The sequence below is a fragment of the Spirillospora sp. NPDC048823 genome (genome assembly GCF_043198445.1).
GTDB lineage: Bacteria > Actinomycetota > Actinomycetes > Streptosporangiales > Streptosporangiaceae > Spirillospora.
The window spans coordinates 132,576-158,117 of record NZ_JBICUT010000013.1; the positions used below are offsets into that span (position 1 = coordinate 132,576).

Annotated in this window: 26 protein-coding genes; 5 read left to right on the top strand and 21 right to left on the bottom strand. The window is 71.7% G+C overall.

The window, feature by feature from the left end:
* Window positions 1-4: 4 nt before the first annotated feature.
* Entirely contained in the window at window positions 5-715 is a 711-nt protein-coding gene (locus ACGFK0_RS27025) for a DUF6448 family protein (RefSeq protein WP_392909524.1), read from the bottom strand.
* Here ACGFK0_RS27025 and ACGFK0_RS27030 point away from each other — a divergent pair.
* On the top strand, window positions 615-1,661 hold the full coding sequence (locus ACGFK0_RS27030; protein ID WP_392909526.1) for a cation diffusion facilitator family transporter: 1,047 nt from the start codon (window positions 615-617) through the stop codon (window positions 1,659-1,661). The genes ACGFK0_RS27025 and ACGFK0_RS27030 overlap by 101 nt on opposite strands.
* 20 nt (window positions 1,662-1,681) lie before the next feature.
* On the opposite strand, the gene ACGFK0_RS27035 is transcribed toward ACGFK0_RS27030, so the two are convergent.
* Both ACGFK0_RS27035 and ACGFK0_RS27040 read right to left on the bottom strand, forming a co-directional pair.
* Complete coding sequence (locus ACGFK0_RS27035; RefSeq protein ID WP_392909528.1) at window positions 1,682-1,879, bottom strand: DUF397 domain-containing protein; 198 nt, start codon at window positions 1,877-1,879, stop codon at window positions 1,682-1,684.
* The gene (locus ACGFK0_RS27040) at window positions 1,879-2,685 is read right to left on the bottom strand and encodes a helix-turn-helix domain-containing protein (protein WP_392909530.1); all 807 of its coding nucleotides are present in this window, start codon (window positions 2,683-2,685) and stop codon (window positions 1,879-1,881) included. Before ACGFK0_RS27040 ends, ACGFK0_RS27035 begins: the two co-directional genes overlap by 1 nt.
* Before the next feature lie 98 nt (window positions 2,686-2,783).
* On the opposite strand from ACGFK0_RS27040, the gene ACGFK0_RS27045 reads away from it, so the two are divergent.
* Together ACGFK0_RS27045 and ACGFK0_RS27050 are read left to right on the top strand one after the other, a co-directional pair.
* Window positions 2,784-3,020: a hypothetical protein gene (locus tag ACGFK0_RS27045; protein WP_392909532.1), complete on the top strand. Its 237-nt coding sequence runs from the start codon at window positions 2,784-2,786 to the stop codon at window positions 3,018-3,020.
* Window positions 3,021-3,635: 615 nt separating this feature from the next.
* Window positions 3,636-4,712 carry a TauD/TfdA family dioxygenase gene (locus tag ACGFK0_RS27050; protein ID WP_392909534.1) on the top strand — a complete coding sequence of 359 codons (1,077 nt, stop codon included), beginning with the start codon at window positions 3,636-3,638 and terminating at the stop codon, window positions 4,710-4,712.
* Between the two features lie 330 nt (window positions 4,713-5,042).
* On the opposite strand, the gene ACGFK0_RS27055 is transcribed toward ACGFK0_RS27050, so the two are convergent.
* From ACGFK0_RS27055 to ACGFK0_RS27075, 5 genes are read right to left on the bottom strand one after another with little or no spacing between them, the layout of a single operon-like run.
* Window positions 5,043-5,687, bottom strand: coding sequence for a ComEA family DNA-binding protein (locus tag ACGFK0_RS27055; RefSeq protein ID WP_392909536.1), 645 nt, complete (start codon window positions 5,685-5,687; stop codon window positions 5,043-5,045).
* A gap of 44 nt (window positions 5,688-5,731) precedes the next feature.
* Entirely contained in the window at window positions 5,732-6,976 is a 1,245-nt protein-coding gene (locus ACGFK0_RS27060) for a hypothetical protein (protein ID WP_392909538.1), read from the bottom strand.
* Window positions 6,940-8,118 (bottom strand): Dabb family protein, encoded by a 1,179-nt coding sequence (locus ACGFK0_RS27065; RefSeq protein ID WP_392909540.1) that lies wholly within the window; start codon window positions 8,116-8,118, stop codon window positions 6,940-6,942. The genes ACGFK0_RS27060 and ACGFK0_RS27065 overlap by 37 nt, the downstream gene beginning before the upstream one ends.
* Window positions 8,119-8,127: 9 nt before the next feature.
* Window positions 8,128-8,649: an aromatic-ring-hydroxylating dioxygenase subunit beta gene (locus tag ACGFK0_RS27070; protein WP_392909542.1), complete on the bottom strand. Its 522-nt coding sequence runs from the start codon at window positions 8,647-8,649 to the stop codon at window positions 8,128-8,130.
* Window positions 8,646-10,004, bottom strand: a complete 1,359-nt coding sequence (locus ACGFK0_RS27075; protein WP_392909545.1) for a Rieske 2Fe-2S domain-containing protein — start codon at window positions 10,002-10,004, stop codon at window positions 8,646-8,648. The genes ACGFK0_RS27070 and ACGFK0_RS27075 overlap by 4 nt, the downstream gene beginning before the upstream one ends.
* A 350-nt stretch (window positions 10,005-10,354) precedes the next feature.
* Here ACGFK0_RS27075 and ACGFK0_RS27080 point away from each other — a divergent pair, with 350 nt between their 5' ends.
* On the top strand, window positions 10,355-11,140 hold the full coding sequence (locus tag ACGFK0_RS27080; protein WP_392909548.1) for an IclR family transcriptional regulator: 786 nt from the start codon (window positions 10,355-10,357) through the stop codon (window positions 11,138-11,140).
* Window positions 11,141-11,166: 26 nt separating this feature from the next.
* Here ACGFK0_RS27080 and ACGFK0_RS27085 read toward each other — a convergent pair whose 3' ends face one another.
* From ACGFK0_RS27085 to ACGFK0_RS27145, 13 genes are all read right to left on the bottom strand, one after another.
* Window positions 11,167-11,616, bottom strand: coding sequence for a cupin domain-containing protein (locus ACGFK0_RS27085; RefSeq protein ID WP_392909550.1), 450 nt, complete (start codon window positions 11,614-11,616; stop codon window positions 11,167-11,169).
* On the bottom strand, window positions 11,613-12,416 hold the full coding sequence (locus ACGFK0_RS27090) for an HpcH/HpaI aldolase/citrate lyase family protein (protein WP_392909552.1): 804 nt from the start codon (window positions 12,414-12,416) through the stop codon (window positions 11,613-11,615). Before ACGFK0_RS27090 ends, ACGFK0_RS27085 begins: the two co-directional genes overlap by 4 nt.
* Window positions 12,401-13,555, bottom strand: coding sequence for an amidohydrolase family protein (locus ACGFK0_RS27095; RefSeq protein WP_392909555.1), 1,155 nt, complete (start codon window positions 13,553-13,555; stop codon window positions 12,401-12,403). Before ACGFK0_RS27095 ends, ACGFK0_RS27090 begins: the two co-directional genes overlap by 16 nt.
* 82 nt (window positions 13,556-13,637) lie before the next feature.
* Window positions 13,638-14,450, bottom strand: a complete 813-nt coding sequence (locus ACGFK0_RS27100) for a fumarylacetoacetate hydrolase family protein (RefSeq protein ID WP_392909558.1) — start codon at window positions 14,448-14,450, stop codon at window positions 13,638-13,640.
* Window positions 14,451-14,607: 157 nt separating this feature from the next.
* Window positions 14,608-15,078: a nuclear transport factor 2 family protein gene (locus ACGFK0_RS27105; RefSeq protein WP_392909561.1), complete on the bottom strand. Its 471-nt coding sequence runs from the start codon at window positions 15,076-15,078 to the stop codon at window positions 14,608-14,610.
* Complete coding sequence (locus ACGFK0_RS27110; protein WP_392909564.1) at window positions 15,063-15,512, bottom strand: VOC family protein; 450 nt, start codon at window positions 15,510-15,512, stop codon at window positions 15,063-15,065. Before ACGFK0_RS27110 ends, ACGFK0_RS27105 begins: the two co-directional genes overlap by 16 nt.
* Window positions 15,513-15,570: 58 nt before the next feature.
* Window positions 15,571-16,485, bottom strand: a complete 915-nt coding sequence (locus ACGFK0_RS27115; protein ID WP_392909566.1) for an ABC transporter permease — start codon at window positions 16,483-16,485, stop codon at window positions 15,571-15,573.
* Window positions 16,482-17,651 (bottom strand): ABC transporter permease, encoded by a 1,170-nt coding sequence (locus tag ACGFK0_RS27120; RefSeq protein WP_392909569.1) that lies wholly within the window; start codon window positions 17,649-17,651, stop codon window positions 16,482-16,484. Before ACGFK0_RS27120 ends, ACGFK0_RS27115 begins: the two co-directional genes overlap by 4 nt.
* The gene (locus tag ACGFK0_RS27125) at window positions 17,648-19,216 is read right to left on the bottom strand and encodes an ABC transporter ATP-binding protein (protein WP_392909573.1); all 1,569 of its coding nucleotides are present in this window, start codon (window positions 19,214-19,216) and stop codon (window positions 17,648-17,650) included. Before ACGFK0_RS27125 ends, ACGFK0_RS27120 begins: the two co-directional genes overlap by 4 nt.
* A gap of 1 nt (window position 19,217) precedes the next feature.
* Window positions 19,218-20,303 carry a BMP family ABC transporter substrate-binding protein gene (locus tag ACGFK0_RS27130; protein ID WP_392909576.1) on the bottom strand — a complete coding sequence of 362 codons (1,086 nt, stop codon included), beginning with the start codon at window positions 20,301-20,303 and terminating at the stop codon, window positions 19,218-19,220.
* A gap of 1 nt (window position 20,304) precedes the next feature.
* Complete coding sequence (locus ACGFK0_RS27135) at window positions 20,305-21,738, bottom strand: amidohydrolase family protein (RefSeq protein WP_392909579.1); 1,434 nt, start codon at window positions 21,736-21,738, stop codon at window positions 20,305-20,307.
* A complete protein-coding gene (locus tag ACGFK0_RS27140; protein ID WP_392909582.1) occupies window positions 21,735-22,763 on the bottom strand; it encodes a zinc-binding dehydrogenase in 1,029 nt (342 codons plus the stop codon). The genes ACGFK0_RS27135 and ACGFK0_RS27140 overlap by 4 nt, the downstream gene beginning before the upstream one ends.
* A gap of 141 nt (window positions 22,764-22,904) precedes the next feature.
* Window positions 22,905-24,362 (bottom strand): aldehyde dehydrogenase family protein, encoded by a 1,458-nt coding sequence (locus ACGFK0_RS27145; protein ID WP_392909585.1) that lies wholly within the window; start codon window positions 24,360-24,362, stop codon window positions 22,905-22,907.
* A gap of 76 nt (window positions 24,363-24,438) precedes the next feature.
* On the opposite strand from ACGFK0_RS27145, the gene ACGFK0_RS27150 reads away from it, so the two are divergent.
* A complete protein-coding gene (locus ACGFK0_RS27150; RefSeq protein ID WP_392909588.1) occupies window positions 24,439-25,518 on the top strand; it encodes an NAD(P)-dependent alcohol dehydrogenase in 1,080 nt (359 codons plus the stop codon).
* Window positions 25,519-25,542 lie beyond the last annotated feature (24 nt).

Consider the following 25,542-nt stretch of genomic DNA (forward strand, 5'->3'; position numbering starts at 1 on the left):
GACACTAGTGTCCGACGGCGTCGTGCTCGCTGTGTGCCGGTGCCTCCATCGCCTGCAGCAGGTGATGGCTGTAGACCTGGAAGCCCAACATCGCCTCCACGAAAGCTCGGCCATCGGCGACGGACCGATCCTTGGTGGCGGCCAGCCGCAATACTTCCGCCAGCCTGCGTTCCACCTGCGTGTTCAGCACCTCGGTGAGGTACTCCGTCACGGGCTCTGGTGAGCCGGCCTCGATGGCGCGTTCGGCCAGTGGAATCGCCGGCCCCACGGGCAGCCCGGCGGGTTTGAGCCCGGTGTACGGGGCCCCCTCACCCATGCGGTGAAGCCGGACGACGGTCTCGAAGAACAGGCGGTCCGCCACTTCACGCGCCGACCCGTTCGAGGCGCGGGCCTCGCGCACGCTGTCGAACACCGACCGGATCTCATCCTCGTCGTGATGGGGTACGTACGGTAGGACCATCTGCACGTCGTCGGCCTCCAAGGCGAGACGGGCGATGGTGACGACAGGCCCATCCAGTGAATCGCAATGCGGGGGCATGACTCCTCCTCTCCCTGAGCGATGCGGCGCTCGGCCCTCGACCGGGGTCGGGCGGTCCTTACCCTTGGAGCACCACTTGGACACCTCGCCCGCAGGTCGGTCCGGTGATCCGCCCGACACGCAGCGGCGGCTGATGCGGCTGCTGTGGCTGTCGGTCGCCGCCGCCGTGGCCACCATTTCCCTCAAGACCGGCGCGTGGCTGCTGACCGGGTCGGTCGGACTGCTGTCGGACGCCCTGGAATCGGTGGTGAACCTGGTCGCCGCCCTTGTGGCGCTCGCTGCGCTGCGCTGGGCCGCCAAGCCCGCCGACGAAGAGCACGCCTACGGGCACACCAAGGCCGAGTACTTCTCCGCCGGCGCCGAAGGCATGATGATCTTCGTCGCGGCGATCGCCATCGGCGTCACCGCCGTCGACCGGCTGCTCACCCCTCAGCCGATCCAGGACGTCGGCCTCGGGCTGGCGGTGTCGACCGGCGCCTCAGTGATCAATCTGTCCGTGGGGCTGTTGCTGGTCCGGGCAGGCCGCCGCTACCGGTCGATCACCCTGGAGGCCGACGGCAAGCACCTGATGACCGACGTGTGGACCTCCGTCGGCGTCATCGTCGGCGTCGCCGCCGTCGCCGCCACCGGGTGGCAACGACTGGACCCCATCATCGCCATCGTCGTCGCCGCCAACATCATCTACACCGGCACCGGCCTGATCCGCCGCTCCGCCGGCGGTCTCATGGACCGCGCCCTCCCGGCCGCCGACCGAAAGCTGATCGGCGCCGCGCTGGCGACCTTCGAACATGACGGGATCGTCTTCCACGCGCTGCGCACCCGTCAGTCCGGACGCCGCGCGTTCATCTCCTTCCACATCCTGGTCCCCGGCGACTGGACCGTCCAGCACGGCCATGACCTCGCCGAGGACGTCGAGGACGCCATCCGCGGCTCGCTGCCGCAGGCCACCGTCTTCACCCACGTCGAACCGCTCGACGACCCTCGCTCCTACCAAGATCTCGGGCTGGACCGCCAGCCCGGCGCCACCGCCTGGGACCCCTCCACCGGGTCGCCCGGCACCACGGCCCGGACCACCGAGCGCGAAACCGGAGACGAGTCCACAACCGAAGCCGACCCCGACTGAGAGTCCGCAGATCGCGGTCGTCAGGTCAGGTCGTGCTCGCCGCGCTTCACACGGCCGGCGAACAGGCGCCAGTCGGCGGCACCGAACACCAGGTGGGGAGCCTCGGGCGCCTTGGAGTCACGCACTCCGACGCTTCTGGAAAGCTGGGCGACCTCCACGCAGTTCTGCTTTGCGGGGTCGCTTCCGCTGTAGCTGGCCCTGCGCCAGACGGGGGTCATCAGAACTTCTCCATCGCTTGCTGGATGAACTCGGCGGACGCATCTACAGGAAGCGCCAGATCACCGATGCGGTCGAACATCGAGCGATATGAGCGTACATCTGTGGCATCCACGACAAGTCTTCCACAGATGCTCGCTTCGACATATGCAGCATCGTTACCGTCCACGGTCATGATCTTGAACGAGCCGTCTCGACCCACATGCGCCCCAGCACGCTGAGGAACGACTCGTATGGAGATGTTCGGCTGCTTCGCCAGTTCAAGCAGCCTGAGAAGCTGGCCACGCATGACCTCGGCCCCACCGACGTGTTGCGTGAGGACGCCCTCGTCAATGATGGTCCACAGGTTCGGGGGCGGGTTCCGGAGCAGACAGTCCTGGCGCTGCATACGGACCGCAACGCGATCGTCGATGTTCAGCAGGCCCGCCCCGAGTGCGACCGCTCGTGCGTACTCCTCGGTCTGGAACAGCCCCGGCACCCAGCCGAGTTCCCATTCCCGCTGCTCAGAGGCGCGTCCCTCCATCTCGAAGTGCGCTTTGAACCACTCCGGGTCGTGGCCCGCCTTGGCGAAGAGCAGCAGAACTTGGAAGAGATCCTGAGTACCCCATTCCCGGTCGAGGACGCGCGCGTGCTTCTCCAGGAGCTTCACCTGGCCTGATTCAAGCCGCGAAACACTCGATCGATCAAGATCGAGTATTACCCCCAGCGCACTGCCGGACATCCTGCGCTCTTCGCGATGTCTGCGCAGCTGAACCGCGATGAGATCCCAGAGCGAGCCCTCTGGATTCAATGACTCTCTGGCGCTCACTCACAACTCCCCGTTGTTGTATCTGGTGTACGAACCTTCCGAAGGTAACGCGGAGCCGCAATCCTTGTCCCAAGAACGCGGAAGAAGAAGGGCCACCGATGAACGCTCAGGACGCGATCGATGATCGTGAACTCGCCAGGCTGCGTCAGGACTTCATGGGGCATCGGATCTGGCGGGCGGTTCGCTGGGACGGGCGGCTGGGCGACTGGGTGGCGAGCCTCCATGACCCGGCCGCCGGGATCTATCCCACGGTGATCTGCTCGGACGCCGCCGCGCTGCGTGACGCCCTGCGCGGCGAGGCCGAGCGGGCCGCCGCGCGAAAGGGACTCCGGTGATGGGGCAGCCGCGTTACGGCGCTGCCCGGCCACCGGTGGGGACCGCGACCCCCAGCGCGGTCCCGTGGGGGGAGGTGAGAGCGGCGCGTCCGGTGAGCGTCCCCCCGGGCGCACCGGCCGCGCCGCTCCACCGTCCGAACCGGCGACCTGCCCCCGCCGCCGCCGTGCGGACGTCTACGGTCGCGAACATCGGAGAGCACTTCCCCGGCGTCCACTGCTGGTGGGGACTCCACACCTGCCGCTGGTGGGCGTATGTCCCGACGCCGTCGGGCGGTTGCCTGCTGGAGGCCGCGACAACGGACGCCCTCATCGCTCAGATCGCCGCTAATACGAGACGGCATCTCGCTTGACGGGATCGAAGGGTCTGACTTAGGTTTGCGGGAGATCCTCCACAGTCGGGAGCACGCCATGATCCGAGCAGCCTCGCAAGGGCTCGGGTCTGCCGTGCGCGCCTACTCCGAGCCGCTGCGCGTGCGTCCGCCGCGTACCGGCATGCGTCCCGGCACGGCGGCCGGTCTTCCGCAGACGCCCTTCTAACGCACGACGTCCGCAGCCCCATCCCGGGCCGCGGCGTCCGTCCGCGGCCTGCTCACCCATTCTGAAGTGCGAGGCATCATGTCCACGACCGTTGACCTGTCCCCGATTTCCGGCCCGTCCGCATGGCGCGGGGACGAGCTGGCCGGTTCCACCGAGTGGATCTACCACCTGTCCGGCGCCGAGCGGGACGAGCTTGAGGCGGCCGGCCGCCGTTTCGTCGCCGACGCCCCGGACCTGCGCACCGTCACCGCCGCCGACTACCCGCTGGACGCCTGCGTCGGCCTCATCGAGGAGTGCGCCCGGCAGATGGACTCCGGGCGCGGCTTCATCCTGATCCGCGGGCTCCGCACCGAGGACTACGGCGACACCGTCGCGGGCGCGATCTTCTACCTGATGGGCCTGCACCTCGGCTCGCCGATGCCGCAGAACCAGTACGGCGACGTCCTCGACCATGTCATCGCCACCTCCGACAAGACGCTGGAAGACCCGTCCGCGCTGCCGTCCCGCGTCCGCGACCGGCTGCCGTTCCACTCCGACAGCTCCGACGTCGTCGCGCTGATGTGCCTGCGCGGCGCTCGCGAGGGCGGGGCGTCCAGCCTGGTCAGCGGCACCACGATCTACAACGAGATCCTGCGCCGCCGCCCCGACCTCGCGCCGCTGCTGTTCGAGGAGTGGCACTGGGACTGGCGCAAGCAGGACCCCGACGCCCCGGCCAACACCTACCGGTCGCCGATCTGCAGCTATGTCGACGGCGTGTTCAGCACCTATGCGGGCGCCTCGATGATCTTCTCGGCGCAGGACTACCCCGAGGTGCCGCGGCTGACCGAAGCGCAGATCGAGGTCCTGCACCTGTTCGACGAGATCGCGCAGGAGCCCGGCCTTCCCCTGGACATGGACTTCCAGCCAGGCGACGTCCAGTGGCTCCTGAACTACGCGGCCCTGCACTCGCGCACCGAGTACGACGACCACCCCGAGCCGGAGCGCCGCCGCCACCTGCTGCGGCTGTGGCTGCGCCGGGAGGTCGGCCGCCCGATGGTGCCCGGCTTCGGCAAGAACGTCATCAACACGCCCGATGGCAAGGCCAAGGAGCCCCTGCCCGGCGGCCGTTTCCAGATCGCCGACGCGGTCGTCCCCAACGAGACCTGGGGTCTCTGACCGGCCATTCCCCGAAGCGCGTGGCCCCCCGTCCCAGGAGCGGTGCGGACGGGGGGATATCGAAGACGGTGGTGACACCGGGGTGGTCCACGGTCGCGGCGATCTCGGCCTCCCGCCGGAACCGGGCCACCTCCGCCCCGTCGGCGGCACCGTTCAGCGGCAGGATCTTCACCGCCACCGGGCGGCGCAGGCGCTGGTCGACACCGCGCCACACCTCGCCCATCCCACCCCGGCCGAGCATCTCTTCCAGCCGGTAACGTCCAGCCAGCTCAAGGCCGCTGCGCATCAACTCTCCTCAGCGCGGGGGGCACCGAAGCTCGTTCAGTGTCCTCACCTCAGGAAGACGCCGTACTCGGCGATCTGCGGGGTGAGCATGGGAGGCAGGTCCGCCAGCGTCGCGGCCTCCTCCGCGGAGATGAAGCCGCCCGTGTCGCTCCGGACCTGGACGACTCGTGCCGCCAGTTCCGGGGTCATCCCCGGGATCTCCGCCAGCACCGAAGCCGGGGCGTGGTTGACGTCGATGAGCCCGCCGTCGTCGTAGGAACGCTCCAGGTCGGGACGTCCGATGCGCATCTCCACGGCCAGCGCCGGGGAGCGCCGGGCCACCTCGGCCGCCTGGGCCCGCAACTCCCGGCGGCGGTGGACGTCCAGTTCGGCCTGCTTCAGCAGGTCGGCTTCCGCCGGGCTGAAGACCCTGCGGCGGAGGAAGAACGCGTGGCCCGTGCCGACCGTCACCAAGGTCAGGAAGACGGCGAGGAACACAGTGTCCCCGGTCGTGCCGTCCTCGCTTCCGGCCGTGGCGAACCCGAGGATGACGAGCGCGAGGTAGACGGGCTGCATCAGCCACAGCAGGACCGACCGCACCCGCACCGCCGCGATGATCATCGTGATCGACGTGCCCATGCCGAGTGTGTAGATCGGGCTCAGCGCCCAGATATAGCTGACGACGGTGCGTCCGGGACTCAGTTTTCGCAATGCCCCACCTCCCCCTGTACAGACGTGGGCCGACCGCGCCCGGTTCACTCTCGCGTCAGGAGGCGACCGTACAGGCGGGCGTAAGCCTTCAGCGACGCAAGGTCGAGGACGTCGCACCTCGGGTCGTCCGGAGACGGACGTGAGGCGGGGCCGAGGCGCACCGTGTCGATCCCGCGGGCCCTGAGGACGACGCCGTCCGTTGAGCCCGTCCAGCCGGTGATGGGGGGCGGGTCGCCGCCGAACTCGGCACGCCAGGCGGCCCTGGCCTCGCGGACGATGGGTGCGTCGGCCGGGGTCGCGGCGGCGGGGTCGATCTCGTCGATGTCCACCTCGACCTTGCAGTCGGCGAGCGGGCCGGTGCCGCAGGCCGCTTCGACGCCGGTTCGGAGCGCGGCGGCGATGTCCTGCGGGGCGGCTCCCGGGACGGTCACCGCGTAGATCCCGGCCTCCAGGAGGGCCGGGAAGAGGTCGGGTTTGTCCGGGCGGCCCGCCGTGAGGGAGCCGATGCCCGCGGCCGGGCCCACCTGCGTGCCGGGGGCCGTGCCGGCGGCGACGTAGGTTGCGCGCCAGCGTTCGACGGCGTCGATCACCGGGCCGGCGTGGGCGATGACGCCGCCGTGCGGGGCCGCCGACTCGCGGGCCAGGACGGCGCCGTGCCGCCCCCGCACGCGCAGGCGCAGGTAGAGGGCGCCGGGCTCCTCCCAGAGGATCGTGGGCGGGCCGCCTTTCGCGACGACGGCGGCGGGCGGGCGGGGCTCGGTGGCGAGGTAGTGGTCCAGGCCCGTCGAGCGGGGTGTTCCGCCGGGGCCGTGCAGGGTGCTGCGGTGTGTCCCCGAGCCGGCCAGGAGAAGGCGCGCCGGGACACCGCGGGATGCGGCGGACACGAAACCGGACAGGGCCGCGGCGGCCGGGGCCCTCGCCACGCCCAGGCCGAAGCCTTCGACGTGGGTGGACGTGACCTTCAGCGGGGGCGGCGGGTCGGCACGGCCGGTGATGGGCCGGTCCTCGGACGGGTCGCCGCCGAGTGAGGTGTCGAGGTGCGAGTAGAGCAGCACGCCGGCCGGGCCGCCCGCTTGGAGGTTGGCACCGCCGGCGCCGTACCTCTGGACCGTCCAGTCGATCCACGGCCACCGCGCCGTGCACCAGGAGGCGAGGCGCACGGCGGCGGCGGACTCGTGGCCGTACGGCGACGGGACGCCGTCCAGCACTTCCAGGACGCGGACGATCTCCTCGCCCGCGTCCCGCTGCGGCGTCAGAAGCGTCCCCAGTCGTCGGCGGCCGGGCGCCACACGTCGATGTTGCGCGGGTCCGGCGGCATCCGGCGGGCGACGTGGGTCTCGTGCTCCTCCGGCGTGAACACGCGATGCGCGTCGCACAGTTCGAAGCGGGGGCCGTGCAGCGGCTCGTGCATGTAGAACGCGATGGACGTCGACGCCGAGTGGTTCACCAGGTCCGACGCGATCGGCTCGCCCTTGTAGAGCGCGCGGGCGCGGAACCGCATGACGTGGTCGAAGCTCTTCGTCGCGAAGCACAGGTGCGCGACGAAGTGCTCCTTGTTGTTCTGCAGGGCGAGGCTGTGGTGATAGCGGTCCTCGCAGCGCATGAACGTCGTGGAGCCGACGATCTCGTCGGAGGACTGGAAGCCCAGCACCCCGGTGTAGAACTCCAGCGACTCCTCGTACTTGTCCGTCGCGATGAACGGGTGGACGAGGTCGACCGGGCGCAGGTCCGTCACCGGCGGCTCGGCGTACTCCAGGAAGCCGGTGAACAACTCCACGGTCAGCCCGTTGGGGTCGCGGACCGCGAACCCGTCCGCGCAGAGGGTCCTCTGGCGGTCCTGCAGTTCGAGGATCTCGTGTCCGGCGTCGGCGACGCGCTTGCGGAGGTCGGCGAGAACCTCGGCGTTCTCCACGCTGTAGCCGATGGCGACGGTGTGGCCGGCCTCCCGGTCCGGGGCGCTGATCAGCTCGATCGAGTGGTGCTCGATGTCGGCGCGCAGGTAGGCGTGGTCGCCGGTGTGCTGCTCCAGCTGGAGACCCACGTGGTATTGGAGGAACTCGATCGTGCGGTCCATGTCGGGGACCTCGATGCGGGCGTACTCCATGCCGTACGGGCCGCGCGGCCGGCCGGGCCTGCCGGGGGTCTCGTAGGTGACGATGATGTGGTCGTCCATGACCGGGCGCCAGCGTTCGCGGACGAACCGCTCGTGCGATTCGCTCTCCAGGTACGCCGTCAGGTCGGCCTCGGTGTCGAACTTCACCGAGAACGCGTGCGTGTACCTGCTGCTGCGGGTGCTGATGTTGGGGCCGAGCGTGAAGTCGCGCATGGCCGGGTAGCGCCGCGGGAACGTGCGCAGCTCCGCGAGGACGGACTCGACGGCCTCCGCCGGCGCGTCCTCCCGGAACCGGAACGCGAGGTTGTGTTGGATCATCAGGTTTCCTCAGAGGATGAAGCTCAGCCGGCTTCCGGCGGGCAGATGTTCGTGACCGAGAATCGCGCGGCGCAACCGGAAGCGAAGGCCCTCCGCGCCCGTGACCAGCAGGTGGTCGTAGCGGCCCACGTACGCGTCGAACTCGCCGTCGCGGGCGCGGTGGACGATGAAGGACGCCGTCACCCGGAGCAGGCCCGGGTCGTCGTGCTCGCGCAGCCGCACGTTGGAGATCATCCGGTGGGTGAGGGACGGCGGGTTCTCCGCGTGCGCCTTGCGGGACTTGAGCCGCTTGACGCGGGCGCGCAGCAGGTCCCAGTCGTCGGTGACGAACGACCCGGACGCGTGGGGCGACTCGCCCCTCCAATCGGTGGCGGGCACCTCGAACCGGGCGCCGGGCTCGAACAGCGCCAGCCAGTCGTCGTACTTCCAGGCGTCCAGGATGTCGGCCTCGGCGTAGAGGAAGTCCTCCACGTCGGCGCGGGTGATCTCGCGTCCGCCGACGGGCACGGCGCTGGTACCGGGTGCGGTCATCGCACGTTCCTCCCCTCAAGGAAGCGCTCGGGGCGGGGGCCCGCGACGTCCAGGCCGCCGTCGACGCCGAGGGCGTCCACCCAGTGCCGCCAGAAGCCGCGCATGGCGCCCTCGTCGATGGAGCGGCCCTGGACGCCCTTGACCTCGTCGACCATGCCGCGGGACATGTCGCTGTAGTCCATGCCGGCGCGGGCGTCGGCGGCGGTGGCCTCGATGCCGCGCTGCACGGCCTCGTACGCCTCGATGTCGTCGGGGGTGGCGAGGCCGCCGGGGCCGACGAAGCTGACCATGGTCTTCATCCGCAGCGCGCGGGTGCCGGCGTCCTCGCCGCGCGGCGCGAGCTGCCAGGCGCGCACGTCGGTGCGGTCGGCGGCGACCGGTTCGAGCTGGCGGATCGACAGCCCTTCGAGGTCGAACAGCAGGAGGTTCGGGAACACGAACAGGATGTGGCTCTCGTCGGCGACGTAGCGGGCCCGTTCGGGGCCGAGCCTGCGGTCCATCTCGGCGCGGTGCTCGGCGGTGCGGACCTTCTCGTCCTCGCCGAAGCGCGGCTCCCACAGCATGCTGATCCGGCCGCCGTGCCCGGTGAGGACGAGGAGGCCGTGGCCGTTGCCGAGGTTGTAGGCGTACTGGTCGTCGTCGGTGACGGCGAAGCCCGTCTCGCGCAGGTAGCCGACGAACGTGTTGTGCGTGGGCGAGAAGTGGTAGCCGTCCATGGCGTTCTCGACGCCGAGCTTCCAGTTGCCGCGCACGCCGTACAGCTGGGTTCCCGGCAGGACCTCCATGCCGGCCTCGTGCTGCTCGGAGATCATCGTCATGTAGTCGGCGGCGTCGCCGAGGTAGTCGAGCAGCGGCGGCGCGTCCGGGTCGAACGCGACGAACACGAAGCCCTCGTGGATCTCCAGCCGGGGGACGGTGCGGAGCCGCATCGAGTCGAGGAAGCCCTCACCGGCGGCCTCGTAGGCCTCCTTGCCGGGGATGGCCGCGACGTCGCCGTTGTTACGGAACGTCCACGCGTGGTAGAAGCACTGGAACAGCTTGCTGGACCCCTCCCGCTCCCGGCACAGGATCGTGCCGCGGTGCGGGCAGGAGTTGAGGAACGCGCGGACGGTGCCGTCGGTGTCGCGGCAGAAGATCAGCGGCCTGCCGCCCAGCGTCCGCGTCTTGAAGTCGTTGGGCGTGGCGATCTCGGTCTCGTGGCCCAGGTACAGCCATGTACGCGCCCATATCCGGTCCCGCTCCGCCTGGAAGATCTCTTCCGAGCGGTACGCGACCCGATTCACGCGGAAAGTCAGGGCGTCCCAGTCCTCGACGACCAGCCGCCCCGGAAGACCCGTGCCATCCGGTCCGGGCATCGGGCTTCACCCCCTTCCACGCCGCCTCGTCAGCAGCATCGTTCAGTAATTCGAGATACCATCTCGCATCGTGTACAGAGTTCCCCAGTCCGGTTCATCGTGTCAAGGGGTGGACGGATGGTTCCCGACCGGGTTGACTAGCTACGTCTCAGTTAGCATGATTGCGTCTCGTAGTAAGAGATGGCGTTCGGTCAATGCATCGACACGTACCGTATTGGGCGCCTTACCCGTAGGTAGCGAATGGCACCCCGCGGCGGCCGCGCTCATGATGAGATGGCGTGTCGTGCCGCCACGGCGCCCGCCGCGCAAGGCGGAACGCGGCCGGTGACCGAAGCAGAAGCGAGGAACGGATGGCGACGAGCACCGCACGAGAGACCACGGCCGAGACCACCTCATCGATCCAGACGGTGCAGCGTGCCGCCCTGATCCTGGACTCGTTCACGGTCAGCCGGCCGCACCTGAGCCTGAACGAGATCACCGCCCGCCTCGGCGCCAGCAAGGCGACCGCCCACCGGTACACGAAGGCTCTGCGGGCGGCGAACCTGCTGCGGTACGACGACCGCACCGCCCTGTACTCGCTGGGCCCGCAGGTCCTGACGCTCGCCGCCGCCGCACGCGCGGCGCTGCCCATCGTGACCGCCGCGGAACCGTACATGGACCGGCTCGTCCAGACCGCCGGGCAGACCGTCGTGCTGAGCATCTGGGACGGCGAGTCTCCGACCGTCGTCCGGTCCGCCGACAACACCGACCACCTGATCCGGATCAGCGTCCGGGTCGGGTCGCGGCTCGACCTGGCCACCTCCGCGCAGGGCCGCGTGTTCTGCGCGCACCTCCCGCCCGAGCAGGTCCCGGCGCTGGCCAAACTGCTGCGCCGCGCACCGGAGCTGCGCGAGGAACTCGACTGGATCCGCGAGCACGGCCTGTCGGTCAACTCCCCGTCCGAGAACGGCCTGCACACCATCGCGGCGCCGGTCTTCGAGGGTGAGGCCATCATCGCCACGATGGCGATCGTGGGCACCTCCGTCGACGTCCCGCGGCAGGCCGGCTCCCCGATGGCGCAGGCGCTCCTGGAGATCACGAGGGACCTGTCCCAGCGCCTCGGCAACAACGGCGCCGCCCACGCCGAGGCCGGCTGAACGCCGTTCACTTGGCTGGGGGCGGGTCAGGGTAGGTCGTCCAGGTAGGTCAGGGAGCTTCTGAAGTCCTCCCGGGGCGGGACGAAGATGTCGACGTTCACACATGGGTCTTCCAGCGGCTCTATGTAGTGCTCGGCTCCCCGTGGCACCAGCAGGAACGTCCCGGCCGTCATCTCGTGCGGGACGCCTTCGACGTAGTAGTTGCAGCGGCCCTCGGCGATGTAGACGAGCTGGTCGAAGTCCTCGTGGCTGTGCGGGTTGAGGTCCATGCCGACGTCGAGGGTGTGGTGCGCGACCATCACCTCGTCGGTGGAGTAGACGCGGCGCCGCACCCCCCTGCGCAGCTCCGCCTCCGGCATGTCGGCCCAGCCGATCACCCTGTTGTAGAGCTTGGCGTTGCGGCCTCCCCCGGCGCCGCTCTTCTTGGTGCCGTTCTTCTCGGTGCCGTTCTTCTCCGCGCCGTTCTTCTCGGTCATCCGTTGCCTCCTTCGCCGGCCGCCGCTTCCAGTCCGGCGGCCAGAATCTGCAGGTCCGAGCCCGTCACCAGGTAGCGCGCGGCGGCGAGCCCCTGGCCTTGCGCGGCGGCCCGGGACGGGGCCCAGCCGCCGAAGGCGATCCCGTGCCGTTCGGCGGCCCTCTCGATCTCGGTGACGGCCGCGCGGTGGTCGTCGCCGCCCGGGTCGGTGCCCAGGCTGACCGCCAGGTCGGTGCCGCCGACGAAGACCACGTCCAGGGCGCCGATCACCGCGTCCCAGGAGTCGCCGTCCCTCCACCACGGGGTCTCGACCTGCCCGACGAGCAGCGGCGGGTCGTCGCGTTCGGCCGCCAGGAACGCCTTCAGGCCACCGGACGAGCCCTCCGGCGAACGCAGCCCGAACCCGGCGGCCCGGTTGGCCAGGCTGACCGACCGGGCGCCTTCGGGCGCGAACCGCGTGGCCCGGACGAGCGCGCGGGCCTGCGCGGCCGCGCCGAGCATGGACAGCTGCATCCCGGCCGCGCCGTTCTCCAGCAGGCGGCAGATGAGCGGCGCGTCCACCTCGGGGATCCGGACGAGCGCCGGCACCCCGCAGCGTTCGGCGTGCCGGACGAGGCCGATCGCGTCGGCCTCCGTCAGCGTGGAGTGCTCCAGGTCGACGACGACGAAGTCGAAGCCCGTGAGGCCGCACAGCTCGACCACGTCCGGTACGGGCAGCTTGACGAACGTCCCGGTCACCCGGGTGCCCTCCGCCAGCGCCGCCCGCAGCCGGGCCCGCGGCGAGGTCACAGGCCGCGCCACGGCACGGTCTCGACCTCCGCCCCGCCGTGCAGGACGAGCGCGGGCTCCAGCCGGGGGGCGGTGATCGAGTTGCCGGCCGCGTCGGGGAGGACGACCGGTTCGGTCTCCTCGACCACGGTCACGTGGGCGGGGCCGCCGGGCTCCAGGCGCCCGTAGCCCTCCGCGTCCAGCCCCAGCAGCCGCGCCGGGCGCACGGTGGCGCGGGCGACCGCCTCGGTCAGCGGCATGCCCAGCGCGACGAGCTTGGAGATGCTGGTGAGCAGGTCGAACACCGGGCCGCGCCAGTTGCGGGCGCTGGTATCGGAGCTGAGGACGTCGGGGTAGAAGCCGCGCGCGATGGCGCGGCGCGCGACCTCGAAGCTGAGGTTGCTCTTGCCGTGCGCGGAGTCGAACAGGACGCCGCGTTCCCGGGCCGCCGCCACCGCCGGCAGCACCTCGTCGCCGTCCAGGATGCCGTGCTCCTTGCCGGTGTAGCAGTGCGCCACGAGGTCGCCGGGACGCAGGTGGTCCAGGACGACCGGCAGCGGCTCGGACGTCTCGCCGATGTGCACCATGAGCGGCAGGCCGGCCTGCTCGGCGACGTCGAGCGACTTCTTCAGCAGCATCTGCCAGTTGTCGCCGACCACGTCCTCCGACAGCCGGATCTTGAAGCCGCGGACCACGCCGGGGTTGGCGGCGGCGGTCTCCAGCGCGTCGTCCGGGACGAGCGTGTCGGGGTTCATCAGCTCGCCGAAGCGGAAGTCGATGAGGCCGAGCACCGACACGTTCAGGAAGTTCACGATCCGCATCGGGGTCGGCTCGACGACCAGCTTGCGGAACGCGGCGAACGTGGAGGCGCCGGCGGTCCCGGCGTCGGCGGCGGCGACGACCCCGCGGCGCAGGTGCGCGTCGTCTGCGGGGGCGCCGACCATGGACACGTGCTGGAAGATGTGGGTGTGGCCCTCGACCAGGCCGGGCAGCACCCACTTTCCGGTGCAGTCGACGACCTCGGCCGCGTCGGCGGCCAGCCCGGTGCCGACGGCGGTGATCGTGGTCCCGTTGATCGCGACGTCGAGGACGGCGTCGGTGCCGGAGGCGGGATCGACGACCGTTCCGCCTCTGAGCACCCGATCGTAGACGGGCTGGTTGTCCTGGGTCATCGAGGTACTCCCGGTTCTGTGAAGGTGCTGCGAGGGGAAAAGGGGGCCGGGGCCCGCGGGTGAGGCGGTGCGGGGCGCGGGTTCACGCGCGGACCCGGATGGTCAGTGGCAGGACGCCGTCGATCTCGACCCGGACGGTGTCGCCGGGCCGCAGGAAGTCTCCGCGGTCCTGGCCGGTCCCGGCGGGCGTGCCGGTCAGCACCACGTCGCCGGGGTGGAGCACGGCGTACCGGGAGATCCGGGCCAGCAGCTCCGGAATCGGGAAGATCATGTCGGCGCTGCTGGAGTCCTGGCGCGACTCGCCGCGGACCCAGGAGCGGACGCCGATCGCGTCCGGGCGGGTGATCTCGTCGCGGCCGAGCAGGGAGGCTCCGAGCGGGGTGAAGCCGGGGAAGCTCTTGGCCAGGACGGGCCACCCGGTGCGCTTCATGACGTCGCGGCAGGTCATGTCGTTGGCCGCGGTGACGGCCGCGACGGCGGACCAGGCGTCGTCCTCGGCGGCGTGGTCGAGGGTGCGGCCGATCACGACGGCGATCTCGGCCTCGTAGTCCATCTCGGCGGTCTGCCCGGCCGGCAGCCGGACCGCGGCGCCGGGGCCGCACACCGACGACGGCGCGGCCAGGTAGAGGACCGGCTCGTCGGGGACGGGACGTCCCGTCAGCTCGGCCTTGGAGTGGTAGTTCATGCCGATGCCCCACACGGCCCGGGGCCTGGCGATGGGGGCGGGCAGGCCGGTCCCGGCGTCCCCGTCCAGGGGGATCCGCCGGACGACCTTCGCCTCGGCCAGGGCGTCCAGCGAGCCGGTGGCCTCGATCACGGCGCCCGCGTCGGGGTACGGGGTGTCCAGGACGGCGACGCCACCGGCCTCGATCCGGCCGAGACCGCCCGAAGTCATCACAACATGCACGACATCATCTTTCGATGCGAGATGGATCCTGTCAAGAAATGAGAGACGGTATCTCATAATGCGATATAGCAGTGGTCGGGCAGCATGCGTCCACCGCCCGGCGCGGTGAGAGGCACGGCCGGGCGGCACGACGGAGAACGTGGAATCAGCCGCCCTGCGACGGGACGGCGCCGGCGACCTGCCGGGTCACCTCGGAACCGTCCCAGTAGTCGACCCTGCGGGCCACCAGGCCGTTCGCGTCCACCCACAGCCGGAACACGCCGCGGACCCGTACCGGCGCGTTCCCGGCCGAGACGAGCCGGAACGACATCGTGTAGGCCAGCACGGCCCGCACGTCCCGGACGACCAGGTCCTCCATCTCGTACTTCAGGTCGGCGAAGTCGGCCAGGAAGCCGTCCAGCCGTTCCCGGTACGCGGCGCGGCCGGTGACGCCGCGCCCCATCGGGGAGGTGTGCTCGCTGACGAAGCCCTCGGCGACGCATCCGGCGACCGCGTCGGCGTCATGGCGGTTGAGGGCGCCGAGGTACCGCAGCACCGCCGCACGGGTCCGTTCCTCGACCCGCGCGGCGGCGCCCGGTTCCGCCGGCCTCGGGACGCCGGTCAGGACCGCCCCCACTTGGCCCGGACGGTGTCGAACACCTTCTGGTTGTGGGAGATCTCGATGACGTTGCCGTCGGGGTCCTTGAGCGCGCAGATGTAGCCGACCGGGTCCGGCATGTCGCGCGGCTCCCAGTGCAGGCTGCCCAGCTCGCGGGCCCGCTCGGCCAACGCGTCCACGTCGGCGCGTTCGGGCACCTCGATGCCGATGTGGGCGAACGGGTGCAGCAGTCCGAGCTGCCCGCCCTTGTCCTTGTTGAAGGACACCAGCACCAGCACGAAAGGCGTCTCCACCTGGCCGTCATTGGACAGCCAGGCGCTCTCGCCGTCGGCGTCCTTGAACCGCTCCACCACCACCAGCGGGGTGAGCGAGGTGTAGAAGTCGATCGACTTGTCCAGGTCGCCGCTGGGCAGCGCGACGTGCGTCCAGCGCGCTGCGGTCAGTCCGGTCACGTTGTCCTCCTCGGAATCGTCCGGGCTCAAGGCACCCGGGCCTGATTGCACTTACGAATCACGCCGTACCCCGCTCGAACGGTTTGCCCAGGGCCCGCGGCTCGCGGTCCTTCGCGGCGAACAGCAGCATCGCCAGCAGGGCCAGCAGGTACGGGGCGACGATCAGCAGCTGCGAGTTCAGCTGGAAACCCAGCGCGGGCAGCGCCAGGCGCATCGCGTCGGCCAGCCCGAACAGCGCGCAGCCGAGCAGGGTGCGGCCCAGCCGCCACGCCCCGAAGATCACCGCGGCGATCACGATGAACCCGCGGCCCGCGGTCATGTTCTGGCTGAACGAGCCGACCTCGCCCACCGCGAGGTAGGCGCCGCCGAGCCCGGCCAGCAGCCCGCACCACAGCAGCGCCTGCCGGCGGCGCCCGTTGACGTCGATGCCGGTCACGTCCGCGGCCTGCGGATCCTCGCCGACCGCCCGGAGCTCCAGACCCCACCGGCTGCGCTCGACCAGCCACCACGTCAGCGGGACCACGGCGAACAGCAGGTAGACGGGCCAGCGCTCGACGAACAGCACCTGCCCGACGATCGGGATGTCGCGCAGCACCGGCACGCTGACCTGCCACACCTGGTGGCCGGTGAACGTCCCGGTGACGATCAGGTAGCTGGTCAGCCCCAGCACCAGCGTGTTCAGGACGAGCCCGACCACGAACGTGTTGACGGCCGCCCGGTGCGACAGGTTGCCGTGCACGAACCCGATGAGCAGGCCGACCAGCATCCCCGCCGCCAGCCCCGTCGTGGCGCTGCCGGTCACGGACGCGCCGGCGATCGCGCCGAACGCCCCGCCCAGCATCATCGCCTCGACGGAGATGTTGACCGTCCCGGCCCGTTCCGCGAGGTACTCCCCGCAGGCGGCGAACGCGAGCGGCACCGTCAGCCGGGCCCCGCTGGCGAGAATCGTGGAGATGTTGTCCGCGGCGCTCATGACGCGACCGCCTCCTTGGCCTTGGGCGCCGCCGTGCCCGCGTCGGCGCCGCCGCCCCGGCGGCTCTCCCGCCGGCGGCGCAGCGCCTCGGTCAGGACCGGCGGGACGACGAACGCGAGCACCAGCAGCGACTTGACCACGTCCACCAGGAAATGCGGGACGCCGGTCGACGCGAGGAACCCGCCCCCCGAACGCAGCACACCGAACAGCAGCGCGACCGGGATCGCCACCAGCGGCCGGTTGCGGGCGACCAGCGCCACCAGCAGACCGTCCCAGCCGATGTTGTTGGAGATGCCGCCCTGCAGCCGGTTGGTGCCGACGGGGCTGGCCAGCAGCACCGCCCCGGCCACGCCCGCGAACGCTCCGGACACGGCCAGCGCCGTCCCGCTCAGCGCCGCGACCCGCACCCCGGCGTGCCGGGCGGCCCGCGGGTTCAGGCCGAGCATCGTCAGCCGGAAACCCCACCGGCTGCGTGCGATCAGCACCGCGATCACCACGGCCAGGACCAGCGCGATCAGCAGGCCGCCGTTGACCTGCAGCCCCGGGTACTCGCCGATCGAACTCAGCAGCCCGTTCTCCGGCAGCCGGTTGGACTGCGGGGAGACCGTCGCGTTCCCGCGCCGGGTCTCCTGGAGCAGCCACGGCGTGTTCACCGCGTACGAGACGAGCTGCTGCGCCAGGAACGTCATCAGCAGCGTGCTCACCACGATGTTGACGCCGCGGAACCGGTGCATCAGCGAGCTGATCCCGGCCCACGCCCCGCCCGCCAGCGCCGCCGCGACCAACGCGATCACCAGCAGCGCAGGGCCCGGCACGGCCAGCCGCAGACCGACCCCCGCCCCGGCCAGCGCGCCGATGAGCACCTGGCCCTCCTGGCCGAGGTTGAACACGCCCGCGCGGACGCACACGCACGTCCCGACCGCCACCAGCAGCAGCGGCGCCGTGTACAGCAGCGTCGAGCTCACGGCCGACGGACTCGACAGGCTCCCGTCGTACAGCGCCGTCACGGCCCCCGCCGGGGACCCGCCGGTCGCCGCCACCAGCGCCGACGACACCGCCAGCGCCAGCGCGACCGCGACCGCGGTCGCCAGGGCCACCTGCGCCCCGCCGGCCCCGGGATTCAACGCGACGGCCAGCCGCCGCCCGGAACGATCGGCGTCCGTCATGCCGCCACACCCCCGACGAGCATGCCGAGGCGTTCGGCCGTGGCCTCGGCGGTGGGCAGCAGGCCGGTGACGCGGCCCCGGGAGATGACGGCGATCCGGGACGCCAGCGCCATGACCTCCTCCAGCTCGGTGGTGATCAGCAGCACCGCCACCCCGCCGGACGCGGCCTTGCGCAGGCGCAGGTACATGTCCTCGATGGCGCCGACGTCCAGGCCGTGGGTGGGCTGGGCCGCGACCAGGACCGCCGGGTTCGCCGACATCTCCCGGGCGAGGACCACCCGCTGCTGGTTGCCGCCCGACAGGCTGCGGACGGGCGCGTCCAGCGACGAGGTGATGATGTTGAACTCCGCCGCCAGCCGCCGGGCGACCTCGTGGGTCCTGCGCCGGTCGATCAGCATCCGGCCGCTGACGGAGTCGAGCGACTTCATCACCAGGTTGTCGGCGACGCTCATGTCGAGGACGACGCCGGAGGCGTGCCGGTCCTCCGGGACGATGCCGAGGCCCGCCTTGTGCAGCGCGCCCGGCTTGGCCGGGTCGATCCGCACCCCGTTGACCTCGACCGTCCCGGCGGAGGGCTCGGCCAGGCCGGACAGCAGGTCGCCCAGCGTCGCCTGGCCGTTGCCCTCCACCCCGTACAGGCCGACGATCTCGCCGGGCGCCACGTCCAGGCCGAAGTCGTCGAGCAGCGTGACGCCCTCGGACCGGACGGTGATGCCCGACAGCCGCAGCGCCGGCCCGGTGTCCGGCTCCGGGACGTCCCGCTCCCGCTGCGGCCTGCCGCGGCGCTCGACCGGGAGCATGCCCAGCGCGGCCGCTTCGGCGCGCAGCGACACGTCCCGGCCGACCATCTGCCGCGCCAGCTCCTGCGCGCCGGTCTCCGCGGTCGCGCTGTGGAACGCGACGCGGCCCCGGCGCAGCACGGTCACCCGGTCGGTGGCCGTGGTGATCTCGGTCAGCTTGTGGCTGATCAGGACCACCGCGCGGTCCTCGCCGGCGACGACCTCGCGCAGCACGCCGAACAGCTCCGCCGACTCGGCCTGGGTGAGCACCGAGGTGGGCTCGTCCAGGACGAGGACGGACGGGTCGCGGCGCAGGCACTTGATCAGCTCGACCCGCTGCCGCTCCCCGGCCGACAGCCGCGACACCGGCGCGAGGGGGTCGATCGGCAGCCCGTAGCGGCCGCCGACCTCCTCGACCTGCTCGCATGCCCGCACCCGGTCGACCCTGCCGGTGTCGCCGAGGCTGACGTTCTCCCAGACGGTGAGCGGCTCGATGAGGCTGAAGTGCTGGTGCACCATGCCGATGCCGAGCGCGATCGCCTCCTGCGGCCCCGCCACCTCGACCGGGCGGCCGTCGTGGTGGATCGTTCCCGTGTCGCGCCGGACGAGCCCGAGCAGGATCTTCATCAGCGTGGACTTGCCCGCGCCGTTCTCACCCAGCAGGCCGTGGATCTCCCCGCGGTGGACGGTCAGGTCCACGGCGTCGCAGGCCACGACCTGACCATAGGTCTTGCTGATCCCGCGCAGCGCCAGCGCGGGCGCCCGAGCACCGTCACGATCGGTCATGTCACTTACCGAGCCTCTCCACTTCCGCGGAGGCGTTGATCTTCCCGCTCGCGATGTCCTTCATGAAGGCATCGATCTTCTTCTGAGCCTCGGGGCCGGCCTTGCACAGCTTGACCGTGGGGTACGGGTCCTTGCCGATCGTCCACACCTTCTGCACGCCCATCTCGAGCTTGCCGGCGGCGAACAGCTTCAGCGCCTCGGTGAAGTAGTCGCCGGGGCTGAACAGCACCGAGATGTCGAACTTCGGGTCGGTGGAGGCGCACCGGTCGGTGCCCGGGGTCAGCGTGATGAGGTTCTTGGTGTTGGCCAGCTTCGTGGCGGCGTCGGTGGAGCCGCCGAGGTACGGGTAGACGGCCCCGACACCCTGGTCCATCTGGGCCTGCACGGCCTCCTTGGCCTTGGCGGCGTCGTCCTGGTCACCGGCGTAGGTCGTGGTGACGGTCGCGTCCGGGATCACCGAGCGGATGCCCGCCTTGAACGCCTTGGAGGCGTTGATGTTGAAGTCGAGCTCCATGCCGGCCACGAACGCGGCCTTCTTGGTGCCGCGCTCCTGCATCAGGACGCCGGTCGCGTACCCGGCCGACAGGATGCTCTGGGCGGGGTCGTCGGTGGACAGCATGATCCTGGGGGTCTGCTGGACGTTGCCGGAGCTCGGGACGTACCAGGCGGTCTTCGCGCACACCGCCTCCTCCGAGGCGGGGATGGCGTCCTTGAGTTCGGAGGCGCCGAGCGCGACCATGTCGACCTTCTGCTGGCACAGCGCGCGGGCCGCGCTCAGCGCCTCGCTCTCGGGGACGCTGCCGCGCTTGATGAGCTCCCAGCCCTTCTCCTTGGCGAACGCCTCGGCGCTGGTCACGAAGCTCTCGTAGTAGCCGTTGTCGTTGATGTCGCCGGGGCTGAGCACGCCGATGACGACCTTGCCGTCGCCGTTGACGTCGGGCTCGCCGGGCAGCACGCCGCTGCCCGACCCGCCGGCGGCGGTGCTCTGGTTCGCGGTGGCGTCGCTGTCGGCGCAGCCGGCGAGGGCGAGCATGGTCGCGCACGCGACGGCCGCGCCCGCGATCCGTACCGTTTTACGGTTCTTCACCTCAGGGGTCCTTTCGATCGGACGGTGAGACGTGCAAGGAGCGGGAGCTCGTTGTGGCGGTGGCCGCGGGGACCACCGGCCAGCGGCTGGGGACGTCGAGCCCCGCCGCGCGCAGCAGCGCGGCGGACCGCTCTGCCGCCTCCCGGCGCAGGTCCCCGACGTCGACGGTCGTGAGCCGGCGGTCGCGGACGACCGCCTTCCCGGCGACCAGGACGTCGCGGACGGTGTGGCCGGGTGCACCCCACACCAGGTGCGTGGCCAGGTCGCCGACCGGCGTCCAGGCCAGATCTCGCGTGTCGAGCACGACGAGGTCGGCGGCCTTGCCGACCTCGATCGACCCGACCAGGTCGCCGAGGCCGGCCGCCTCGGCGCCGGCACAGGTGGCCAGCGCGAACGCCTCGTCCGCGCGCAGCGGCCACCCGCCCCGGTCGTTCTCCAGGCCGGCCAGGAGCCCGGCCGTGCGCAGCACGTCGGGCGCGTCGCCGGCGTTGTGGGCGTCGCAGCCGAGCGCGACGCGCCCGCCGCGCCGGATCAGCTCGCCGTGCCGCCCGGCCCGCGTGTAGCCCTGGCCGAGGCGCAGGTACGCACCCGGGCACGACGCCACCGCCGTGCGGGTCGCGAGGACCGCCTCGACCTCCTCGTCGTCGAGCCACACGGCGTGGCCGAGGAGGACGCGGGGGCCGAGCACGCCCAGCTCGCGCAGGTGGACGAGGGGGCGGGCGCCGGTGCGGCTCAGGTACGACTCGGCGTCGCCGGGGCCGGGCGACATGTGGAAGGTCATGGTGGTGCCGAGGCGCTCGGCGAGGGCGGCCGCGCCGGTGAACAGCTCGTCGCTGACCAGGTCGTGGCCGACCAGCGTGATCCAGCCGGTGACGAGGCCGCCGGCGGGCAGGCTCCGCACGATCTCCTCCTGCCGGGCCAGCGCCTCGGCGGCGGGCAGGGAGTGCGGCACTCCGGGGGCGTCCCAGCCCCAGCCGCCGACCCGTCCCCGGATCCCGGCCGCGGCCAGCCCGGCGGCGACCCGTTCCGGGTGCGCCACGGTGCCCGCCTCCAGGACGGTGGTGACGCCGCGCGTCAGGGACTCGGCGGCGGTGAGGGCCGCCGACACCTCGTCATCGTCGCCGGAGACCAGCCCGTGCAGCGGCACCGCCCACCCGAAGATCGCCTCCTGGGAGCCGATGTCGTCGGGGATCACGCTGCGGATCAGCGGGTCCACGGTGCAGTGCTGGTGGGCGTTGACCATGCCGGGCACGATGACGCAGCCGCTCGCGTCCAGCTCGGCGGCGCCGGGGTGGTCAGCGCGGAGCGTCCGGTGCGGGCCGATCGCGGCGACGCGGCCGTCCGCGACCGCGACGGTGGCGCCGGTGACGACCTCGCGTCCGGGCGCCATCGTCACCACGGTCGCGCCGGTGATCAGGAGGGGGTCATGGGTCATGGCCGGACCAGGACCTTGCCGATGGCCGCGCGCGACTCGGCGGCGGCGAACGCGGCGGGCAGCTCGTCCAGCCCGTACTCGGCCATCCGGACGGCCCGCAGGCCGCCGCCGTAGTAGGCGCTCAGCATCGCGGAGAACTCGGCCTCGGTGTAGGCGCCCGAGCCCAGCAGCCGCAGGCCGCGGTGGTAGACGCCGGCGAGGGAGATCGTGACCTCGTCGCCGGTGGTGTTGCCGAAGGTCACCAGCCGCCCGCCCGCGCGCAGGCTGTCCAGGGACGTCTTCAAGGTCGCCGCGCCGACATGGTCGAGCGCGAGGTCGGCGCCCTCGCCGCCGGTGAAGCGGCGTACGGCCGGGACGACGTCGGCGTCGTTGTGCAGCAGCAGGTCCGCGCCCAGGTCCGCGGCGAGCGCGAGCTTGGCGTCGCTGCCCGCGACCGCGACGACCCGGGCCCCGGCGCGCTTGGCGAGCTGGACGGCGGCGATGCTGACCCCGCTGGCGGCGGCCTGCACCAGGACGGTCTCACCGGCGGTCACCGCGCCGACCGTGAGGGTGGCGTGCCAGGCGGTGCTCCAGGTGGACGGCAGCGCGGCGGCCTCGGCGAGCCCGACGTGGCCGGGGACGCGGTGGGCGAGCCGCGCGGGCACGGCGACGTACTCGGCGAAGCCGCCGGCGGTGTTCCCGCCGATGACGCGGACGTCGGCGCAGTGGCCGGGGTCCCCGGCTGCGCAGCGCCCGCATGTTCCGCAGCCGAGCGTCGGGTCGATCACGACGCGGTCGCCGGGGGCGATCCCGCGCACCTCGTCGCCGGCCGCCTCGACGTGCCCGGCCACGTCCATGCCGGCGATGTGCGGGAGGCGGAAGCCGGGCAGCACGGCGGGGCCGCGGCGCTGGAGGACGTCGAGCCGGTTCAGCGCGCAGGCCCGTACCCGGACCAGCACGTCACGAGGACCGGGAACCGGGTCGGCGATGTGCCGCAGCGACACCACCTCCGGGCCACCGAACCCCGTCTGGACCAGCGCTTTCACCCGTGACCTCCGGTCAGGACACCCCTGGACTCATCTCGCATTGTGAACCGACGGTTCGCAATGTGAGGTAACTCTGAACCCCGCCTCCGGGATGTGTCAACACCTGGGCGGAAACTCGGCGACACCCCTCGCGCGGGCCGCTCAGCGGTCGAGCAGCCGCACCGCCACCGCCTTCTCCTGCGTGTACTCGCGCAGCGCCGCGTACCCGCCGCCCGCGCTGAACCCGCTGTCCTTCTGCATGTTGAACGGGAACCCGATGACCCCCGCGTCGTGGAACTGGTTCACCGCGACCTGGCCGGACCGCACGTCCTTGGCCACGCGCAGCGCCCGCGACACGTCGTCGGTCCAGATGCAGGTCAGGAGCCCGAAATCAGTGTCGTTCATCATGTCGACTGCTTGGCCGGTGCCGGAGAAGCCCTGCACGGCCAGGACGGGCCCGAAGACCTCCTCGCGGACGACCCGCATCCCGGAGTCCACCCCGTCCAGGACGGTCGGCGCCACGAACCAGCCGCCGCCCGGCACCTCGGCCTTCGCGCCGCCGGTCACCACGCGGGCGCCCTCCGCGGGCGCGCCCTCCAGGAAGCCGAGCACCCGCTCGTACTGCTCCCGGCTGACCAGCGGCCCCATGTCGAGGTCCTGGTCCCAGGTACCGAGCCGGACGGCCCGCATGCCCGCCACGACGCGCTCGGTCACCTCGGCGCGGATCGACTCCTCGACCAGGAGCCGCGAGCCCGCGTAGCAGTTCTGGCCGGCGTTCTCGGTGATGGAGCCGACGATCGCCGGGATCGCCACGTCGAGATCGGCGTCCGCGAACACCACGTTGGGCGACTTGCCGCCCAGTTCCAGCTTGACCGGAACCAGGTTCTCGGACGCGGCGCGCATCACCGCGCGTCCGGTGGCCGTGGAACCGACGAAGCTGATGTGGTCGACGTCCGGGTGGGAGGTGAGCGCGACGCCCGCCTCCGCGCCGAGGCCGGTCACGACGTTGAAGACCCCCGGCGGGAGACCGGCCTCGCGGGCCAGCTCCGCCAGCGCCAGCGGCCCGAGCGGGGCGATCTCGGACGGCTTGAGCACGACCGTGTTGCCGGCCGCGAGCGCGGGCGCGGCGTTGGCGGCCGACAGCAGCATTGGCACGTTCCAGGGGAGCGTCACCGCGCACACCCCGAACGGCTCGGGGATCGTGAAGCCCAGATAGTCGGGCGTGCGGGTGGGCAGCGTGACGCCGGTGAGCTTGTCGGCGGCGCCGGCGAAGTACTCGATGATCCCGTGCGCGATGAAGGCGTTCGTCCGCCCGCCGGACAGCGGCTTGCCGACGTCGCGCGCCTCGTACCGGGCCAGGTCCTCGACCCGCCTCATGACCAGCGCGGCCCAGCGTCCCAGCAGGGCGCCGCGCTCGGCCGGAGAGGTCGCGGCCCAGCCGGGAAAGGCCCGCCGGGCGGCGGCGACCGCGTCGTCCACGTCGGCCTGGCCGGCGCGCGCGATTTGCTGGATAGCCTTGCTGTTCGCAGGGTCCAGGACGGGAAGTTCTCCCTGGTCACGGGCGCGAACCCAGGCTCCGTCGATCAGCTGCCTGGCGGCCGGAATCTCAAGTGCGGGCATACCGGGAATCCTTGACCGGAATTATCCCGCATGTCAAGATGCCGTATCTCTTTATGAAATGACTTGGGGAGGTCGCATGCGGGTCACCGCCGCCGTCCTGGACCGCCCGGGCGAGCCCCTGGCCCTGCGGGACGTGGAACTCGGCCCGCCCCGTCCCGACGAGGTCCTGGTCCGGCTGAGCTCCGTCGGCATCTGCGCCACCGACCTGGAGTTCGCCACCTTCATGGACGCGCCCGCCGTGCTCGGGCACGAGGGCGCGGGCGTCGTGGAGAAGACCGGCGACCAGGTCACCTCGGTCGCGCCCGGCGACCATGTGGCGCTGTCGTACACCTCGTGCGGCCGGTGCCGGCCCTGCCTGACCGGGTCGCCCGGCTACTGCCTGCGCTTCGACGCCCTCAACTTCAGCGGGCGGCGCCCCGACGGGTCCTCCGCGGTCTCGCTCGGCGGAACCGAGATCAACGCGCACTTCCTCGGGCAGTCGTCGTTCGCCGACCACGTGATCGCGCCCGCCCGCGCCGTGGTGCCGATCGGCAAGGACGCCGACCTGACCCTGGCCGGGCCGTTCGGCTGCGGCTTCCAGACCGGCGCCGGCGGCGTCCTCAACGTGCTGCGGCCCTCGCCCGGCTCGTCGATCGCGATCTTCGGTGCCGGCGCCGTCGGCGTCGCGTCGATCCTGGCGGCCGTCCTCAGCGGATGCACGACCGTCGCGGCCGTCGACCTCAACGCGGAACGCCTCGACGCGGCCCGCTCCCTCGGCGCCACGCACGGCGTCACCGGCGGCGAGGGCGCCGCGGGCGAACTGCACCAGATCGCCCCGGACGGCTTCGACTTCGTCCTCGACACCACCGGCCGCGCGGACGTCCTCCGCACCGCCGTGGAGGCCCTCGCCCCGCTCGGCCGCTGCGGCGTGATCGGCGTCGGCCCGAGCGAGGAGATGACCTTCGACTGGCGCAGCGTCCTGAACGGGCGCACGATCACCGGCATCATCGGCGGCGGCGGGATACCGCAGGTCTTCGTGCCCGAACTGCTGCGGCTGAACGCGGCGGGCCGGTTCCCGGTGGACGTGATCGTCGGGCACTTCCCGTTCGAGCGGATCGGCGAGGCCGTCGAGGCGGCCAAGCGGGGCACGGTCGGCAAGGCCGTCCTGACCTTCTGAATCTCCCAGAGGCGCGGCTGGGCA

Excerpts from the sequence above, each read along its gene's own strand:
- ACGFK0_RS27025 (WP_392909524.1), bottom strand. The coding sequence starts at position 715 with ATGGTGGCCACGGCGGCGGCGACCGACAGCCACAGCAGCCGCATCAGC.
- ACGFK0_RS27035 (WP_392909528.1), bottom strand. The coding sequence starts at position 1,879 with ATGACCCCCGTCTGGCGCAGGGCCAGCTACAGCGGAAGCGACCCCGCA.
- ACGFK0_RS27045 (WP_392909532.1), top strand. The coding sequence starts at position 2,784 with ATGAACGCTCAGGACGCGATCGATGATCGTGAACTCGCCAGGCTGCGT.
- ACGFK0_RS27050 (WP_392909534.1), top strand. The coding sequence starts at position 3,636 with ATGTCCACGACCGTTGACCTGTCCCCGATTTCCGGCCCGTCCGCATGG.
- ACGFK0_RS27065 (WP_392909540.1), bottom strand. The coding sequence starts at position 8,118 with ATGATCCAACACAACCTCGCGTTCCGGTTCCGGGAGGACGCGCCGGCG.
- ACGFK0_RS27070 (WP_392909542.1), bottom strand. The coding sequence starts at position 8,649 with ATGACCGCACCCGGTACCAGCGCCGTGCCCGTCGGCGGACGCGAGATC.
- ACGFK0_RS27075 (WP_392909545.1), bottom strand. The coding sequence starts at position 10,004 with ATGCCCGGACCGGATGGCACGGGTCTTCCGGGGCGGCTGGTCGTCGAG.
- ACGFK0_RS27080 (WP_392909548.1), top strand. The coding sequence starts at position 10,355 with ATGGCGACGAGCACCGCACGAGAGACCACGGCCGAGACCACCTCATCG.
- ACGFK0_RS27085 (WP_392909550.1), bottom strand. The coding sequence starts at position 11,616 with ATGACCGAGAAGAACGGCGCGGAGAAGAACGGCACCGAGAAGAACGGC.
- ACGFK0_RS27095 (WP_392909555.1), bottom strand. The coding sequence starts at position 13,555 with ATGACCCAGGACAACCAGCCCGTCTACGATCGGGTGCTCAGAGGCGGA.
- ACGFK0_RS27100 (WP_392909558.1), bottom strand. The coding sequence starts at position 14,450 with ATGACTTCGGGCGGTCTCGGCCGGATCGAGGCCGGTGGCGTCGCCGTC.
- ACGFK0_RS27115 (WP_392909566.1), bottom strand. The coding sequence starts at position 16,485 with ATGAGCGCCGCGGACAACATCTCCACGATTCTCGCCAGCGGGGCCCGG.
- ACGFK0_RS27120 (WP_392909569.1), bottom strand. The coding sequence starts at position 17,651 with ATGACGGACGCCGATCGTTCCGGGCGGCGGCTGGCCGTCGCGTTGAAT.
- ACGFK0_RS27125 (WP_392909573.1), bottom strand. The coding sequence starts at position 19,216 with ATGACCGATCGTGACGGTGCTCGGGCGCCCGCGCTGGCGCTGCGCGGG.
- ACGFK0_RS27135 (WP_392909579.1), bottom strand. The coding sequence starts at position 21,738 with ATGACCCATGACCCCCTCCTGATCACCGGCGCGACCGTGGTGACGATG.
- ACGFK0_RS27145 (WP_392909585.1), bottom strand. The coding sequence starts at position 24,362 with ATGCCCGCACTTGAGATTCCGGCCGCCAGGCAGCTGATCGACGGAGCC.
- ACGFK0_RS27150 (WP_392909588.1), top strand. The coding sequence starts at position 24,439 with ATGCGGGTCACCGCCGCCGTCCTGGACCGCCCGGGCGAGCCCCTGGCC.